The 16,140-nt window shown below is 66.1% G+C and carries 13 protein-coding genes and 1 pseudogene; 6 read left to right on the top strand and 8 right to left on the bottom strand.

Annotation, left to right across the window (positions count from 1 at the left end; all coding sequences use genetic code 11):
• The first annotated feature begins 42 nt into the window (after positions 1 to 42).
• From A6Q81_RS15060 to A6Q81_RS15050, 3 genes are all read left to right on the top strand, one after another.
• Positions 43 to 480, top strand: coding sequence for a DoxX family protein (locus tag A6Q81_RS15060; RefSeq protein ID WP_286690959.1), 438 nt, complete (start codon positions 43 to 45; stop codon positions 478 to 480).
• A gap of 34 nt (positions 481 to 514) precedes the next feature.
• Entirely contained in the window at positions 515 to 901 is a 387-nt protein-coding gene (locus A6Q81_RS15055) for a universal stress protein (RefSeq protein ID WP_067860848.1), read from the top strand.
• Between the two features lie 155 nt (positions 902 to 1,056).
• On the top strand, positions 1,057 to 1,227 hold the full coding sequence (locus A6Q81_RS15050) for a hypothetical protein (protein WP_202967686.1): 171 nt from the start codon (positions 1,057 to 1,059) through the stop codon (positions 1,225 to 1,227).
• A 12-nt stretch (positions 1,228 to 1,239) separates the two neighbouring features.
• Here the strand turns inward: A6Q81_RS15050 and A6Q81_RS15045 are convergent, their stop codons facing one another.
• The gene (locus tag A6Q81_RS15045) at positions 1,240 to 1,995 is read right to left on the bottom strand and encodes a TetR/AcrR family transcriptional regulator (RefSeq protein ID WP_067860850.1); all 756 of its coding nucleotides are present in this window, start codon (positions 1,993 to 1,995) and stop codon (positions 1,240 to 1,242) included.
• A 41-nt stretch (positions 1,996 to 2,036) separates the two neighbouring features.
• The gene (locus tag A6Q81_RS15040) at positions 2,037 to 2,957 is read right to left on the bottom strand and encodes an oxidoreductase (RefSeq protein WP_286690958.1); all 921 of its coding nucleotides are present in this window, start codon (positions 2,955 to 2,957) and stop codon (positions 2,037 to 2,039) included.
• 112 nt (positions 2,958 to 3,069) lie between these two features.
• Here A6Q81_RS15040 and A6Q81_RS15035 point away from each other — a divergent pair, with 112 nt between their 5' ends.
• Positions 3,070 to 4,047 carry an SDR family oxidoreductase gene (locus A6Q81_RS15035; RefSeq protein WP_202967688.1) on the top strand — a complete coding sequence of 326 codons (978 nt, stop codon included), beginning with the start codon at positions 3,070 to 3,072 and terminating at the stop codon, positions 4,045 to 4,047.
• A 16-nt stretch (positions 4,048 to 4,063) separates the two neighbouring features.
• A complete protein-coding gene (locus tag A6Q81_RS15030; RefSeq protein ID WP_286690957.1) occupies positions 4,064 to 4,819 on the top strand; it encodes an alpha/beta fold hydrolase in 756 nt (251 codons plus the stop codon).
• 257 nt (positions 4,820 to 5,076) lie between these two features.
• On the opposite strand, the gene A6Q81_RS17315 is transcribed toward A6Q81_RS15030, so the two are convergent.
• From A6Q81_RS17315 to A6Q81_RS15020, 3 genes are read right to left on the bottom strand one after another with little or no spacing between them, the layout of a single operon-like run.
• Positions 5,077 to 5,658, bottom strand: a complete 582-nt coding sequence (locus A6Q81_RS17315) for a histidine phosphatase family protein (protein ID WP_083516520.1) — start codon at positions 5,656 to 5,658, stop codon at positions 5,077 to 5,079.
• Positions 5,655 to 6,857 (bottom strand): glycosyltransferase, encoded by a 1,203-nt coding sequence (locus A6Q81_RS15025; protein ID WP_144433834.1) that lies wholly within the window; start codon positions 6,855 to 6,857, stop codon positions 5,655 to 5,657. Before A6Q81_RS15025 ends, A6Q81_RS17315 begins: the two co-directional genes overlap by 4 nt.
• The gene (locus tag A6Q81_RS15020; RefSeq protein WP_286690956.1) at positions 6,850 to 9,240 is read right to left on the bottom strand and encodes an SIR2 family NAD-dependent protein deacylase; all 2,391 of its coding nucleotides are present in this window, start codon (positions 9,238 to 9,240) and stop codon (positions 6,850 to 6,852) included. The genes A6Q81_RS15025 and A6Q81_RS15020 overlap by 8 nt, the downstream gene beginning before the upstream one ends.
• 512 nt (positions 9,241 to 9,752) lie before the next feature.
• On the opposite strand from A6Q81_RS15020, the pseudogene A6Q81_RS15015 reads away from it, so the two are divergent.
• A pseudogene (locus tag A6Q81_RS15015) lies at positions 9,753 to 10,973 on the top strand (IS3 family transposase).
• A gap of 1,165 nt (positions 10,974 to 12,138) precedes the next feature.
• Here A6Q81_RS15015 and A6Q81_RS15010 read toward each other — a convergent pair.
• The 3 genes from A6Q81_RS15010 to A6Q81_RS15000 form a co-directional block, all read right to left on the bottom strand.
• Entirely contained in the window at positions 12,139 to 13,554 is a 1,416-nt protein-coding gene (locus tag A6Q81_RS15010; RefSeq protein WP_144433835.1) for a hypothetical protein, read from the bottom strand.
• A gap of 13 nt (positions 13,555 to 13,567) precedes the next feature.
• Positions 13,568 to 14,872: a hypothetical protein gene (locus A6Q81_RS15005; RefSeq protein WP_067860864.1), complete on the bottom strand. Its 1,305-nt coding sequence runs from the start codon at positions 14,870 to 14,872 to the stop codon at positions 13,568 to 13,570.
• Between the two features lie 138 nt (positions 14,873 to 15,010).
• Entirely contained in the window at positions 15,011 to 15,706 is a 696-nt protein-coding gene (locus A6Q81_RS15000; protein ID WP_067860866.1) for a trypsin-like serine peptidase, read from the bottom strand.
• Positions 15,707 to 16,140 lie beyond the last annotated feature (434 nt).

The raw sequence follows: 16,140 nt of genomic DNA, 5'->3' as shown, positions 1-16,140 counted from the left end.
TTCGTCCCTCACACGTACCGTCCACGTACCTCGGGGGTTCCCATGTCCACCATCGCTCGCACACTCGACCACCGCCGACACGCCACCGCGCAGGACCTCGGCCTCCTCATCGGGCGGGCGGTCGTCGGCGTCACGTTCGTCGTCCACGGCTGGCAGAAGTGGTCCGGCGGCATCGGCGGGACGCAGGACGGCTTTGCCGCGATGGGCGTGCCGCTGGCCGACGTGGCCGCGGTCGCGCTGGCCACGCTCGAGGTGGTCGGTGGCGCCCTGCTGGTGCTCGGCGCGCTGACGACGGTCGTCGCCCCGCTGCTCGGGCTCGGCATGCTCGGCGCGGCCTGGTACGCCCACCGCGACGCGTTCCTGGTCTCCGACGGCGGGTCGGAGTTCGTGCTCGTCCTCGCGGCCGTGGCGTTCCTGCTCGCGCTCGTCGGACCCGGCCGCTGGAGCGTCGACGCGCTCGCCGCGCGTGGCCGCCGCTGAGGGCTACGGTGGGAGGGACCGACCAGGAGGAAGCATGACCACGATCGTCGCCGGATACGTCCCGACCCCCGAGGGTGAGGCCGCGCTCGCGTGGGCGCTCGCCCAGGCCCAGCGCGACTCCGCGCGGCTCACGGTGGTCGCGACGCCGGGCGCCGACACGGCCGAGGCGATCTCGGAGGAGCAGCAGATCGACGCGCTGCAGGCGCGGCTGGCGGAGGCCGGCGTCGAGGGCGACGTCGTGCACTTCCGCGGCGCCGGCGGTGCCGCCGACTCGATCCTCGACCACGCGAAGGGCGACGACGTGTCGCTCGTGGTCATCGGCCAGCGACGCCGCTCGCCGGTGGGCAAGCTGGTGCTTGGCAGCACCTCGCAGCGCATCCTCCTCGAGGCCGACGCGCCCGTCGTGGCCGTCAAGGCCTGACCCTGAGCGACGCGGGCCCCTCGGACGGCCCTGCCGAGGACGAGCACTACTTCGTCGTCAAGGGCCGACGCTGGCGCCGGACCGACCCCTCCCTGCCCGACGACGTCGTCGAGCGGCTGACGTCGCACCTGGGTCGCGGCCGTTCCGGCGTGCGCGTGGCGAAGAAGGCGGGCGACGACGACGCGGTGGCGGCCGCCCGGCACCGCGTCGGCCTGGCGAAGCATGGTCTCGGGGAGCGCGGACCCCGCTGGTGGGACGACGAGCCCGCCGCCCGCCTCGCCCGAGCCCGCGAGGCGCTCGACGAGCTGGACGCGCTCGACGACTGAGCGCCGGGACTCTCAGCCGCCGACCACGCGGGGCGACGTCGAGCCGACCTGAGCGAGGACGCGGACGAGTCGTTGGCCGGTGGTCGCGTCGGTCGATCCACCGAGGACGGCGGCGTGCACGCCGCGGACCCCGGCGACGATCCCGACGGCGAGGTGGTCGGGGTCGTCGTCCGGGCCGAGCTGGCCGAGCCGCTGCGCCTCGTGCAGGAGCCGCGCGACCACGTCGACGAACAGCTGGTGCCAGCGGCCGGTGTCGACGACCTCGCGCGGGAGGCCGACGTCGCAGAACAGCACGTGGGCGCCCTGGACGGCGTAGACGCATCGCGCCGCGACCACCAGGAGCTCCTCCAGCTGCTCCAGGGGCTCCGGGCTGAGGTGGCGAGGCGTCTCCTGCGCGATCCGCTCGATGATCTCGGTCGCGGCCGCGTCGACGGCGGCACCGAAGACGTCCTGCTTGGTGTCGAAGCGCTGGTAGGCGGACCGCACGGAGACCCCGGCGCCGCCCGCCAGCATCTTCATGGTGACGGCCGCGTACTCGTGCTCGCGCAGGAGCTGCTGGGCGCTGCGCACCAGCCGGCTCGACACGTCCTCGTGCCCGTCGGAACGCTGCTCGGCGCGGCTCCCGGTGAGCTCTCCCGCCCACCGGTAGATCGTGGCGGGGTGGACGTCGAGCTCGGTCGCGACCTGCTCGGGGCCCACCCCCTCGTCGAAGGCGCGGGCGACCGCGGCGCGACGTCGCGCGACGTCGAAGCGGGACGGTCGGCTCACGGGCTCAGCATAGGGACGACGACGACACTGACCGCCGGCCGTCAGACGGGGAACGCGAGACCCACCGCCTGCTCGGAGGCCGACCAGAGGCGCGCGGCGAGCTCCTCGTCGTGCGCGCGGGACGGCATGCGCACGAGGACGGGGCGGCCCCGGGTGTGGCCCGGCCACGAGGGTCCGACGCAGTCGCCCGACGAGAGCGTGGGGTCGAGGGCGGCTCGCAGGATCGGCTGGGCGCCGGCGTGCGCGCTCTGCAGACCGGGTCGGATCGCGCGGGTCAGGAGCCACCCGAGCACCGGGTGGCCCATCGCCATGCCGGTCTGCGTGATCTCGGTCGCGGCCAGGCCGGGATGCGCCGCCACGGCCGTCCGCGCGCTCGCGCCTGCCGAGAGTCGTCGGGCCAGCTCCCGCGTGAACAGCAGGTTCGCGAGCTTGGACTCCGCGTAGGCGCGCCACCGCCGGTCACGGCGTCGCGTCGACGACGCAGCCCACGCGTCGAGGTCGAGGCGTCGCGCGCTGGCGGCGGCGACCGAGCTCACCGTGACGACGCGGCCGGCGGGCGCCAGGTGGGTCCACAGGTGCGCGGTCCAGGCGAAGTGGCCGAGGTGGTTCGTCCCCATCTGCAGCGGGAGGCCGTCGACGGTGCGGACGTCGGGCGCGAGCATGATGCCGGCGTTGTTGACGAGGACGTCGACCGACGGCGTCCGCTCCCGGAGCTCTCGCGCCGCGCGCTCCAGCGACCCCAGGTCGGCGAGGTCCGCCTCGAGCAGCTGCATACGCGCCTGCGGGGCTTCTTCGGTCAGCCGCTCGACGAGCCCGGCGCCGCGGCGGAGGTCGCGCACGGTCATGTAGACCTCGGCCCCACGGTCCGCCAGCGAACGTGCCACGTGGAAGCCGAGGCCGCCGGTGGCACCGGTCAGCACGACGCGTGTGCCGGTCACGTCCGGCGGAGGTGTCCAGGTCATACGACGAGACGGTAGAGCAGATCCGTGAGTTTTGCGAATGACGTTTGCGTCGTGCATAGTTCGCATCAAGGAGCCCGCGGCCGAGGCCGCCAGAGGTGAAGGGTGGACGCCCATGTCGGACCTGATCGTCGTGACGAGCGCTGCGGGCGGGGTCGGTCGACCGCTCGTCGAGCGCCTCTCCGCCGCGGGCGAGCACGTCCGCGCCTTCGTCAAGAACGATCAACAGGCGGGCGTCGCGCGGCGGGCAGGCGCCGCCGAGGTCGTCGTCGGCGACCTGCGCGACGCGTCCGCCCTGACTGACGCGCTGCGCGGCGCTGGTCGCGCGTACCACGCGGCCCCGACGCAGATCATCGACGAGCAGCCGCTGCTCGACGCCTTCATCGACGCGGCGACGAGCGGCGACCTGCGGCACCTCGTGTTCCACTCGGTGGTCCACCCCGACCTGCACGTCCTCCCGCACCATCACCAGAAGGACGTCGCCGAGCAGCGGTTGAAGGAGTCCGGGATCCCGGTCACCGTGCTGCGGCCGTCGCACTACATGCAGAACTACCTCGAGCTGTGGGACTTCATCCGCGTCGGATCCATGCCCTACCCGGTGAGCACGCAGAGCGTCATGGGCGTGGTCGACGTCGAGGACGTGGCCGAGGCGGCCGTGCGGGTGCTGCGCGACCCGTCAGGTCACGTCGGGCAGACGTACGACCTGTCGGCGCAAGAGCTGACGCGCGAGGAGATGGCGACCGCCTGGTCGGAGGTCGTTGGGCATCGCGTCACGGCAGTGCGGATCCCGCCGGCGTCGATCACGAACCCGCTGCGGTCGGTGCACGTCCTCCCGCAGCTGGTCGCGGCCCTCCCCTCGCCGCGGGCGACGTCGGTGGTGCGTCTGCTCAAGGCGCTCGACGGTGCGCGGAACGTCCGGGGGATCAACACCTGGAGCAGGGACGCCGTCGACACGTACCGGACGATGATGAGCCACTACGACGAGCACGGCCTGCCGGCCGGCGACCTCTCGCACCTGCCGACCCTGCTCGACCGGGCGCCGACGTCGTACGAGCAGTTCGCGCGTCGCGAGGCCGCGCGCCGCGGCGTCTGAGGGAAGGGGCCGGGCGATGGGTCGCGAGGTCGAGTGGGAGAGCAGCGAGCGCACGGTGCAGGTGGGCGGCGCGGACCTGCGGCTGGTCGACGTCGGCGACCCGGACGCCGAGCGCGTCGTCGTGCTGCTGCACGGCATCGCGGCCAGCTGGCGCTGGTTCACGCCGGTCATCCCGGCCTTGTCCGAGCGGGCACGCGTGCTCGCCGTCGACCTTCCCGGCTTCGGGCGCTCGGCCATGCCGCCCGCCGGGCTGACGTTCGACGCCATGGCCGCCGCGGTCGACGAGCTGGCGGACCAGCTGGGGCTGGGCGCCGTCGACGTCGTGGGCCACTCGATGGGGTCGATCGTCGGCACGCGACTCGCCGTCGACCACCCGCGGCGGGTCCGGCGCCTCGTGCTCACCGGGGGTCCGGTGCTCGCCCTGACGGACCTCCCCCGGCACCCGCTGCGCACCCTGACCAGCGAGCCGCGCGCGGTGACCACCCTCGTCAAGCAGCTCGCGACCATCGGGCTCCCGCTGCCGTCGGCGGCGGCCGATGTCGTCGCGGAGTCGGCGTTCGTGCGGCGCGTCCTCATGCGCGGCTACGTCGCCCACCCCGAGGACCCTGTCGCCCGACGTCGCCCGCGACGTGATGCGCGAGCTGGGCGCCCGCGGATCGCTGCCGACGCTGCTGTCGGCGTTCACGAGCGATCCCTCAGCCGGCCTCGAGCACGTGTCCGCACCGACGCTGATCATCCGCGGCGCCCAGGACCCCCTCTCCACCGCCCGTGACGTCGAGCGCTTCGCCCGCACCGTCCCCGACGTCCGCGTCGTCACCCTCGACGGAGTCGGGCACCTGCCACGAAAGCTGACGGCAGATCATCGCTACCGAGCGTGCCGTCAGCGGCGCGCCCTCGGCGAGCGAGGCGGCTTTCCCAAGGCCCCCACGATTCGTGAAGTTGGTCCTGCCGCCGCCTCGATGCTCCGGACGACTTTCCGTTCCCGAGGCATCGACTGTCCATGGTCGAGCTCTGGGTCCCTGCGCAACCTTACTGCGGCTCGAGACCCGTCGGATTCTCAAGTCGCCCCAGCCTGAACGCGTCTAGTAGCGCCGGGAACCCTCGCCGCGGCGGTTCACAGTCTGGCAGGAAGTGCGCAAGCAGCATGCGTGCCACAGCAAAATGGCTGATGAGAATGATCCGCCGCTTCCCCTCGCAAGCAGTCAGCGTTGCTACCGCTTCGCTTAGGCGTCGAAGCACGGCATCACCGGACTCGCCGTTCGGAGGTGCTGCATTCAAGTTCCGTCCGGCTTCCCAGTCCCTGAGCAGGCTGGCGTGTTGATGTGTTCCTTCTGAACAGTCGTCGCGGCCCCAGTCCCCTGGGTCGACTTCCGCGAATCCAGAAACGATCGTGCTCTCAGACTCCGGGAAAAGGATGTCGGCGGTCTGGATGGCCCGAGCAGCAGGGCTGACGAATACTTCGTGCGGCGGCAGTTGAGCCCGCCAGTAGGCGCGTTTCGCCGTTGCGGCAGATCGTCCGGCGGCTGAGAGCGGTGGTCCTGGCACTCCGACGGCCATTCGTCCGACTTCGTTGGCGTCCGTGGCGGCGTGCCGCACGAAGACGATGGTCATAGAACTCGCTCCATGACAGCGAGCAGATCGTCGCCGAACGTCTCCACTGTCGGGAGGACTCGCGAGGATATGCCACCATCGATCGGCATCGAGCGGTTCAGTGCCAGCCGCATCGCGCCGTACAGGTGATCGAGCGCTCGGCGATAAGCACGTGAACCTTCCTCGGCACGGAGACCTGACTCGTTGAAATAGGAGGCTGCGGACCCGTAGATCTCTCGCATCGAGGTCTCGGAACCGACGAGGACCCGTGCCCCAGCCTCCAAGGCTTCCAACCCGGGGAACCCGAAGCCTTCGGAAACGGATGCCGACACGAAGAGATCGCACGACCGGTAGAGGTCGGCCAGCAACGCGTCTGATGCGTCTTCCAACAACGTCACCCAGTCAGCTCGTCTAGCGGCTTGTCTGACTGAGTCTGCATAAGCGGGGAAACTGGCTGTCGCACCACCCACCAGCACCAGGCGGAGATGGGGATGTTCGGACCGAAGCCGATTCGCCGCATTGATCAGTGCAAGCTGGTTCTTGCGCGGCTCCATCTTGCTGACCCCGATGATCATCGGGTCGCCTCTCGGGACCGGTGCGTTCGATGGCGCGAGGGTAGACGAGACGAACGGATAGGCAACGTGCCACCGTCCCTTGGTCTGGGGAAGGTATCTGACGAGGTCAGTTGCGCTGAAGTGGGATACCGTCATCAACTCGTCGGCGCTCTCGGATCCCTTCTCGTACATACGCTGGATGAGGTTCGCAACAGCGGAACGCGAGTCTCTATCCAGCCAGGCCGACTCGACGCCTAGTTCCCGTGCGAGGCCCAGGAGGACGTCCGCGCCATAGAGAGTCTCGAAGACGTCTCGGGATGGCGACGGGAAGTCACCCCAGAAGGGCTGAGCGTCGTGGAGGACTCTGACCAGTGGCACCACGTCGACCGGCGGCACGTAGTACTGCGGGGCGATGAACAGTCCGGCGCCGACGTCTTTCAGTGCTTGCGAAAGACCATTGCTCGCCCACGTGGAAAGAAGCGCCGCGTCCCAAGGGTACTGGGTCTGGCTCATGCGGGCCGAGGGGTTTACTAGTTCGACCAGCTCGAAGCGATGCCGGAGTGCTTCGGAGAATCGGAAGGCCTCGACCAGACACTGGGTGTATCGACCGATGCCGCTCGCGCCTGCTCGGCGCGCATCGACGGCCACCACAGTTCGCTTAGCCACGGACGTTCCATCCTTTCGCCTGTTCCGATTTCGCCACGTAGTACCGAAGGAGGGGACTGAGCGACTCCCATACCGGTTCGCGAGTCACTTGAGCGTGGATGTCATCGAGGACATCTTGTACGAGCGGAGTCGACTCGGGCAGTCGGGAAAGGTGGACCGACACGTTGAGAAGATTCTCGACCATCCATTGATGGGACCCACTGAGCCTTGCAAGTCGTTTAGTCAGATGGACGAAGCGGTCGGCTTCGACACCCGACATCATCTGTCGTTGCTCCAACGTGCGTGTCCCGTACAGCAGATCCCGGCACATAGCTGTGGCGAAATGGCTCGCACGGCTGGACTGCACACTGGAGCCGTCCGGGTCGGCCTCGAGGTCGTCGATCGCATCGTTGGCTGCACTCATTAGCTGCCGGTGCGCGGTGGACAGCGTCGCGTCGTCGCAATTGGGGTCTTTGAGAAGCGCTGAAAGATGTTCCAGCAGGACGAAGGACGCGAAGAAGGGTTCGACGACGTCCGAATGTCGGTCGCTGCCTCGGAGCTCGAGGTCGATTCCTTCGAGCAGAGTCACTACCGCTGCGGGTCCAGCCGAACGCGCTCGATCCAGTTCCGCTCGCAAAGATGCACGGCGGCTGAGCGGGGCCGTTGCGAGCGAACTCCAGGATTCTGCGGAGGGTCCGGTAAGTCTGCGAATCCATCGGCTGTCTACCCTTACACCGTCTGACAGACGTCTCACCTGCTCGGGTTCGTCCGAGAGCCGCACGGGTCGTCCGCTGACTTTGCTGAGTTCCCAGGAGAGCAAGAGATCTCCCCAGGTCTGTTGGTCGGCCGGACGAAGAAAGTCCTCGTAGCCCCCGACTCGGCAAAGGATCCACGCCAGGCGGGGGACCACGGGCCGGCATTGCGACCCAGCTCGGGAGTTCGGCTCTGCCCGCCAGGAACGTGCTTCACCGATCACGAATCCGTTGAGTGCTGTCAGTTCGTCCGGGTCGGTTTTCATCTGGAGATCCCGGACGAGTTGGAGAGTCAACCACTTGGAGAGCGAGTCCGAGTGCACTTGTGAGTTCTTTCGCACGAGCTCCACTACGCGTCTCACATGGTCGTCGTCGAGTTCCGGTGCCGAGAGTCCGAGACATTCGAGGGTACGGTGCCAGTTCGGTCGCGTCGGAGTTACGTGGAGTGTGTGGCTCTTCAACCACTCGCGTATCGCGGTCTTGCGGGCGACAAGCATCTGCTGCGCGCCGGGATCCGTAGATTCGACTCGCTTGGCCCTCATGAAGAAGTAGAGGGCGGCTACTGGGTCACTGCCGCAGGAGGAAAGGTCAACCGTTGAAGCGAATGTTCGTGACGATCGCCATGTCTCGCGCGCCACGGCAGTCTTGATACTCATCAGTTCGGCCGTGTCGTACTTATCGTCGTTTCCGTTGCGACTGGTGACGGCGTAGTCGACGTAACCGGCATCGTGACTGGTCCTGAAGTCGGTGAGTGCTTCGTTGAGCCTGCCCGCGAGGCGGACCAAGTCTTGCGACCTTCTCACCTTGAAGTTCCGGAGTCGCAGGTAGTTCCACCACGGCTCTTCAGCCGTCCCTCGCGTCTGCACGTACAAGGAACGCGGCGTATGGGATATCGCCCGCGAGACCTCCCGGATGACCGTGTCGAGGTTCTCGTCTTGCAGCCCGTATCCAAGAAAGAGGACGTCGCGTTGAGCGAGGTTGACTCTGAGTTCGTCCAGGAGAAGCCCGCGTGTCCATCCAAAACTCGCGTAGTCGTCGGAAGTCACGACAAGGGGAAGCTCGCGATCTAGGTGTACTTCGTCGATGCTGCCGTGAATCTTCACGATCTCGAGACGGTCGCCAGCCCGTTCAACTAGGTCGCTGGGCCTGCTCGTGACCTGATACGGGACGCCGATCGCCGCCAGCGTGGACTCGACGAGCGAGTCGTAGTTCGTCGTGTAGATGGATGACCATGGCAGGGACAGCAGCGGTGCCGCCGCCGTGACCGTCTCCAGGCTGAACGACTGGCCGGTCTCCTCGACAAGTAGCTCGACCAGGTCCTCTCGCGCCACCTCAGGATCGATGTTTCCGTACCGCACGAGTTCAGAGATGAAGAATTGGGACGCGAGTCGCAATTGATAGGTCCGCCTGCCGTCCTCGGTCAGGCTCGTGGTCGCGGCGATGACGCGCGCAGGGACGTGGGAGCTCCCGTCGAGTCGTTCGATCAGCGACTTCACAATCGACTCGCCGAGTTCTGAGGCTGTCTTCACGTTCTCGCCGCCGACGCTGCTGAATGCGCTCGTGAATCCCGCACCCAGGAACAGAACGCAGGTCCCGTCCGCGATTGACGCGATCAGCTCCCCGTCGAGGAGATCGTCTTGTGGCGTTGTCATGTGCTGATCCTGGCTCTGCCGGAAGGCCGGGAAACGAAGAATGACAGAAATAGTCGTTCGAACAACGATGAACGCCCTTGTGACGCATGCACTGAGACCAGGTCGCCGTCTAAGCCGCGCGTTCACTACCCCACGTAGCCACATCGAGCATCGAGAAAGCACTGGAGACACTAGCCCCCGATCGGCCGTTCGAGCGTGGAGGCGGATCCGCGTCGGTCTCTGTCCGGTTCGAAGCGATGCTGGGCAGACTTCGATAGCTTAAGGCTTTTTCACCGGCACCGACTGAAACGGCATGCCGTCGGTCTCGGTCGTGTTGGTCGGTATGGCCACCCCACCTCGGCCTGGCACACCGGGACCGACCACAATGTGACGATGCGCCATCTAAGATATGGATGAGCCAACGTGCGCCTCATGCAGCCACCGCGCTGCTCGCGACAGACCAAGGGACTGCTGCACCGATAGGTGACATCTGATCTGTGGTGCCGTGAGGTGCCGCTGGAAGGATGTGCACCATGCCCAAGCCCTATCCCCGTGATTTCCGCGAGGACGTCGTGCGGGTCGCCAGGAGCCGCGAGCCAGGAGTCCTGTTGAAGGACATCGCCGCTGACTTCGGGATCAGCGAGTCGTGCCTGGCCAACTGGATGAAGACTGCGAACGTCGAGGACGGCCTCAAGCCCGGAACCACCGCGGCAGAGAACGCCGAACTGCGCGAGGCGAAGAAGCGGATCCGCCTGCTCGAGCAGTGGGGGCACCTCCCGCTCGCGGGGGCGAACGAGGTCCTGCGCCGCGCGGCGGCCTACCTGTCTCAGGCGAATCTGCCGGGAAAAGGCTCTTCCCACTCGTGAGGGAGCTCGCGGCTGACGGGATCGGAGTCTCGCTCAGCTGCCGCGTGCTCGGGCTGTGTCGCCAGCAGTACTACCGCTGGCTCGCTGCCCCGGTCACGACCTCAGAGTGGGACAACGCCCACCTGGCCAACGCCGTCTTCGACGCTCACGACCAGGACCCCCAGTTCGGGTATCGGTTCATGGTCGATGAGGTCCGCGAGGCCGGGTTCGGACCGGCCGAGCGGACCGTTTGGCGGATCTGCTCAGACAACCAGTGGTGGTCCTCCTTCGGAAAGAAGCGCGGCAGGAACGGCAAGAAGCCCGGCCCGCCGGCCCACGACGACCTGCTCAACCGGGTCTTCCAGGCCGGGAGGGCGAACCAGATCTGGCTGACCGACATTCCCCCGAGCACTCCGTGCAGGGAGGTGCCCCCACCGAACACCCCACCCATGAGGGAAAGGTCTACCTCTGCGCGATCAAGGCCACTGGTCCAACCGGATCGTGGGCTACTCCATCAGCGACCGCATGACCTCCCACCTCGCCGTCCGAGCCTTGGAGAACGCTGTCGCCCGCCGCGGCGACGTAGCCGGCTGCATCGTGCACTCAGACCGCGGCAGCCAATTCCGAAGCCGCCGCTTCATCGCCGCACTCGCCCGCCACGACATGGTCGGATCGATGGGACGAGTCGGCGCAGCAGGAGACAACGCCGCCATGGAGTCCTTCTTCGCCTTACTGCAGAAGAACGTCCTCAACACCCGTCACTGGACCACCCGCGAAGAGCTGCGGATCGCGATCGTGACCTGGATCGAACGGACCTACCACCGCCGACGCAGACAAGCCGTCCTCGGCCGATTGACCCCCATCGAGTGGGAGACCATCATGAACCAGACCGTCGCCCTGGCGGCCTAACCCCACCTGTCACCCATCGGTGCAGCAGTCCCCAAGGCCATAGCTGCGTCTGGAGAGGGACCGGTCCACTCTCGTCCGTTGGAGATCTAGCTGTAGATCCCGCACGCGCGCTCGCCCGGAGCAGTTGGCCTACTCCAACCGACCTGTGTGGGAGAGGTGATCCATAAACAACTCGTGGAGTCCCGCTGCCAAGATCTCGCCCTCTGCGTCAGTGAGCCCATCAACTCGCGCCCGCTGGCCGATTCCACACTTTTTCCGGTCAGACCGAGCGAGACATTGAAGTCAGGTCGCAGAGCTTCTCTCTTCCTCGCCCTATGGATCTGCATCCGAGACTGGCCTTCGTTTCCCCTGACCTCCCGGTCGAGGCGGGGCATCAAGTCTCTGGAGACTCGCTCTCCTGGGTGCGCAGGTACCACGAATACGGCGGGCCGAGGCTAGAACTTGATCAGTGCCTGAAAAGCCAGGTCCCGCAGACGCGCCCACTCCGGGGAGTCAGGCACGGAGTCGAGGTGCCAGAAGTCCTCATGAACCGAACCGCTCCACTCTCCGAGCACAGCATCCAGTGCTTCGGCAGCATGGCGAGCGGTCAGTCGCGACCCAGCCGGCTCGTTCGAACTGCGGCAGCAAGAGCACGCCGCTCTCGAGCGCGAGCTCATCGGCGTATGGAGGAGCACCCAGGCCCAGCGACTCGAGCCAAGCGATCTAGCGCTTGCCGGCATTGCCAGCAGAGCGACACTCCTCACGAACATCGCGAGAACACGCGGATGGAGGTTTGTCACTGGTGGGAATCTTACTGTGCCACTGGCTCCGCTAGAGACCTTCCAGTACGGCACGCCGCCGAGTCGGCTACGGCGACGCGTTCGCCTTCAGCGCAGCCTTCAAGCGACTGCACGCCGTCAGTCCCGCACACTTCCGGCGTGCGAGCGCACCCGGACGAGTTGCCGCACGTCTAATCAGTGCACCGATCCGGCGGCGCGGGCCCTCGCACCGTGGGCGATCCCTCTAGGCACGATGAGAACCGCGTCGACAGGCACGCTCGTCTCGACGAAGCCCCGGTCCGGAGGATCCCCCATCGCGACAGGTGCACACCCCAGACGGCCACCCCGAGCACGACGCCCTGGATCGAGCGGGAGCGCCCCTCGACCATCCACTCTGCTGCGTGCGATCAGCTTGGCCAGGGGAGGGTCATATCCGGATGGGGGCACCGTCCGATCAACGTAGAGATGAACCCGAGGATCTGCGGGCTACCACTGACGACGCCAGAGGCACCCGGCACCATGCGCAGGTGACGCGTTGACGGTTCGCTGTAAGCGTTGAGACTGAATGGGCCGTAGCGCACTTCCCGCCCTGCTTCGATCTTGTCGAGTATCCAGTCATACGCTTCGCGCGAGGAGAGGATGAGCTCGACATCTTTGACCAGGAGAGCCGTGGTCGGCAGGATGGGAAGAACTCCGGTGGCGGGTTCATTGCCCACGACTGATCCGCCGGTTGAGATGACGGTGCCGCGTCCGATGCTCTGCGCTGACCACTTCCATAATCGGCTCGAGAAGACAGAGGAGTCCATCCACGGTCGGACGATCGAGATCCGTTTCATCGAGCATGACAGGAAGAACGGACTCTCCGCGCCGCTCGCCGCTGGGCCTGCTTCGTCCATCCCGCTCTCGACGTGTCGAGCGGCAAGGATGGAGGACTGCCGGTTCCACGCAGGCATTCGCCCTGGAGATACTTCGTCTCCTGAGCGGACGCTGCAGCAACATCTGCCGTCGCACCCTCGCATCCCTGTCCCACCTGAGCGGGGTTGGTTGGCGAAGTCGTCCGGGTCGAAGCGGAACGGAGTCCACTGTTCATCGCGAAACCAGTCCTTGTAGCGCGGCACGCTGTCCACGACCTGGAACGCACTCCCATTCGCGAGCCGTTCGGTGCCTGTGTCGAATCGGTCTGCCAGCTGCTGCCAGTACACGTAGGGTTCACGGGCCTGCAGCTGCTTCACGGTTGCCAGAGCGGTCTCGACCTCTTCTCTGTGACCATGCTCGTCCCAGGCCTGACGAGCCTCGCGGTAGCGAGCGATCACCTCTGGCGGGACGAGAGGTCCGCCGTTCTGTTCAGTCGCGCGAGCCTCGAAGAGCAGATCCTGCGCCGCGTAGAAGACCGCCTCGTACTCGACGTAGTCACGCAGCTGCGGGCTCGGCTCACCGTCCACCTCGAGGTAACCCTCAGCTTTCGCCAACTCAGCCTTCTGCTCCGGCGAGAGTCCGATCTCGGGAGTCTCCTTGCCGTTGAGGATCAGCTGATAGATGTCGGAGACCAGGCCGGCCTTCGGTGTCACGACGTAGTTGCACTCCAGTGCCGCGTTGAGCAAATTGCTGACCATGTACTTGGTCTCGGGGTCGTCAGGGTCGAGGTGCGGCGTGACGACGATTCCCGGCCACTGGATGCTGAGGAGCGCATCGGGACTCTGCCCGACCACCCCGGAGACCGCCAACGCCTGGGCAATCTTGCTGTACAGCTGGACGAACTCGGCTGAATCGGTTCGGCTCATGCCGGCGTCGCCCTCTCCCATGGCTGAGAAGCGCTCTGCCACGCCCCAGCACCCATCACGCGGGAGCCCACGGGAGGTTCGGGTCGGGGTTCGGCACCTGAGGAAGAACCTGGCTGATCGCGGCGATGATCTGCGTGTTGTTGATCGAGATTTTGTTCTCAGCGAACGTCCCCTTGATGCTTTCGCGGCGGTCCTTGTACTGCACCGAGCCAGCGATCGAGAACGGTCCGATGCCGAGACTGGCCTCAGCCTCGATCTCGCGCTTCATGCGTTCCTCGACGGTGTTCTGGAACTTGCCGAGGATCTCGACGTTGCGCGCCAGGATGACGGTCGTCGGGATGGCGACGAAGGCGCCCGTCGGGACGATCTTGTCCTTCAGGCTCCCGCCAGACGACAGCTCCGCAGCGGGTGCCGTGGGCTCGAACTTCCACGCCCGACTGTTGAAGACCAATGGGTTCATCCAGTTGCGACTGATGGTGACCCTCATCAGCTCGCACTTGAAGGAGAGACTGGTCTCCTCGACCTTGATGTACTCCTTGTCCTCCTGATAGCTGCCGGAGCCAGAGATAGTGACGATGCCGAACTTGCCATCGAGGTTGCCGGCGACACCGATGTTGGTCGACGTCGACTGGTTGTTGAGGTCTTTCTCGACGAACTCGAACTTCGTCCATCCTTCGTCCTTGAACCAGCTTGCGTACCGGGGCGCGAGAGTGGCGGGGGGAAAGCGCAGACCACTCGGCAGCTCGCGCTCGTTCTCGGCGAACCGCTGGTCGAGCTTGTCCCAGAACGCCGACCCGTCTCGGCCCTGGAGCTGCTTCATGATGGCGAGATTGGTCTGCTGCTTGATCTTGCCAGCCGCGACCCACTTGTCCATGGCCGACTTGACCTTGGCCTTGAGGGCCGCCGACGGTGCCGGCCCGGTCTTGTTCTCGTAGTTGGCCTGCGCGGCGTCGTACTCAGACACCACGGCCCAGTACGCGGTCTCGGCGGCGTCGCACTTCTCTTGACGCTCCTCGTAGTCTTTCTCAGCCGCTGCGAGCTTCGCCTTCTCCTTCTCGCTCAGATCGGCGATGGGGTAGGTCTTGAGGTCGAGAATGCTCTTGTACGCATCGGAGACGCGCAGAGCACCGGGCGTGTAGGTGAAGTTGAACATGGGCGCCGTGTCGAACAGCTGCGAGATCTCCTGGTCGTCGTCCGCGTTGTTGACCGGGTCGAGGTTGACGGGCAGGTACTGACCCGGGTTGTAGATGGAGAGGAGAGACTCTCCGATGGTTCCCGGATTCTCCTTCGAACCGGCACCGACCGCGATCGCAAGCTTGGAGTACAGCTTCTCGTAGAGGGTGGCATTGTAGTCAGTCATGGTTCCATCGCCTTTATCGTTGATCGATCATGCGAACTGATTCCCTCGTTCGCGGCAGGGTCAAGCTGTAGAAAACTGAGATCACGAACGCGAGCACGGATCCTCGCGCGACTCGTCGTTGGGAAGCACGGCAGGTTCCTAGAGCCACGTCTCGATGGTCCTGATGACGTCGCTGGTCAATCTGACGGCAAAGTTGGACTGCAGCTCGCTGCTGCCGGCCACGTGGATGCCTACGATCCGAGGAACGTCGCCTTCCTCGTCCTCTTCGAAGGTGCACCTCACAGCCGCGCCACTCTGACCGTTGAACGTGCTGATGCGGTACCACAGGAACTCAGCAGCGGGCGGCGGCGTCAAGGGGCCAGCCGCGTTCCACATGGTGCCGGCCGTCTTGTCGCCCGGGTACCCAGCGATATCAGCGGTTCGATCCACGAGAGTCTCGTCGCTGGCGTCGTACAGGAAGGGGAAGGCACCTTCCGCGGGGTCGAGTCCTGTCTGCAGGGACACCACGCCAAAGTCGTAGAGGTACCGGGAGTAATCACGAACCACTCCGCCGGTCGCGGCGGGGTCCGCGGGCGACAGCGTCCTGTACTCCTCACTCACGTGAGCATCCCTGAAGCCGACCGGAGGGTACGGCCGGTCCGTGCCGTTCTGCGCGAGCGAGAAAATGACCGAGCTCGCCCTCCCCCCGCGCCTGTCTTGATAAAGGTTGTGACCGCAGGTGAGCACCCGGTCTCGGTCGATGAGCGTGCCGGTTCCGGTGCCGCGGCTCCCGTCGGGAAAGGTGATGGCGAGCTGGCCGACCCACGAGAACGGCGTGACGGTGGTCGGATCCACCCGGACACGTCCGTCTGGGGGAAAGACACTGTTGAGGATAGGCGCACCTGTCCGAGACTGATCTTCCATGCGAAACACCCCTGACTGATCGATCATGAAAACTGATAGATAAAACCGTGCAACCCATCCCAGCGAAGACTCGAAATCCCCAAGATCCCTACGCTGCCGGAGGGGCCATCGCTGAACTCGTGGCGAGGAAGTTCAGAATCGGGATGCACTGCCACCTCGTCAATGGACGGGGCGATAAATGGGACGTACAACCCGCCGAACCCGATCGAGACGCGAAAAAGGGGCTCTCGATAGTTCCTGCGAACTACGGCGTCACGCTTCGGCCGGCTAGACGTTGCAGGACAGGAACGTGATGACGCGGGGCAGCGTGACTCGTTCAGAGCCCAGGAGCTCGACGACCTCCGTCAGCGTCGGAGTCCACGCCT

This window comes from Aeromicrobium sp. REDSEA-S38_B2 (assembly GCF_001628525.1).
GTDB classification, from domain to species: domain Bacteria; phylum Actinomycetota; class Actinomycetes; order Propionibacteriales; family Nocardioidaceae; genus Aeromicrobium; species Aeromicrobium erythreum.
Note: the sequence above shows the minus strand (reverse complement) of the source record. Positions and strands in the feature narration are given on the sequence as shown.

Excerpts from the sequence above, each read along its gene's own strand:
- A6Q81_RS15060 (WP_286690959.1), top strand. The coding sequence starts at position 43 with ATGTCCACCATCGCTCGCACACTCGACCACCGCCGACACGCCACCGCG.
- A6Q81_RS15055 (WP_067860848.1), top strand. The coding sequence starts at position 515 with ATGACCACGATCGTCGCCGGATACGTCCCGACCCCCGAGGGTGAGGCC.
- A6Q81_RS15040 (WP_286690958.1), bottom strand. The coding sequence starts at position 2,957 with ATGACCTGGACACCTCCGCCGGACGTGACCGGCACACGCGTCGTGCTG.
- A6Q81_RS15035 (WP_202967688.1), top strand. The coding sequence starts at position 3,070 with ATGTCGGACCTGATCGTCGTGACGAGCGCTGCGGGCGGGGTCGGTCGA.
- A6Q81_RS15030 (WP_286690957.1), top strand. The coding sequence starts at position 4,064 with ATGGGTCGCGAGGTCGAGTGGGAGAGCAGCGAGCGCACGGTGCAGGTG.
- A6Q81_RS17315 (WP_083516520.1), bottom strand. The coding sequence starts at position 5,658 with ATGACCATCGTCTTCGTGCGGCACGCCGCCACGGACGCCAACGAAGTC.
- A6Q81_RS15020 (WP_286690956.1), bottom strand. The coding sequence starts at position 9,240 with ATGACAACGCCACAAGACGATCTCCTCGACGGGGAGCTGATCGCGTCA.
- A6Q81_RS15005 (WP_067860864.1), bottom strand. The coding sequence starts at position 14,872 with ATGACTGACTACAATGCCACCCTCTACGAGAAGCTGTACTCCAAGCTT.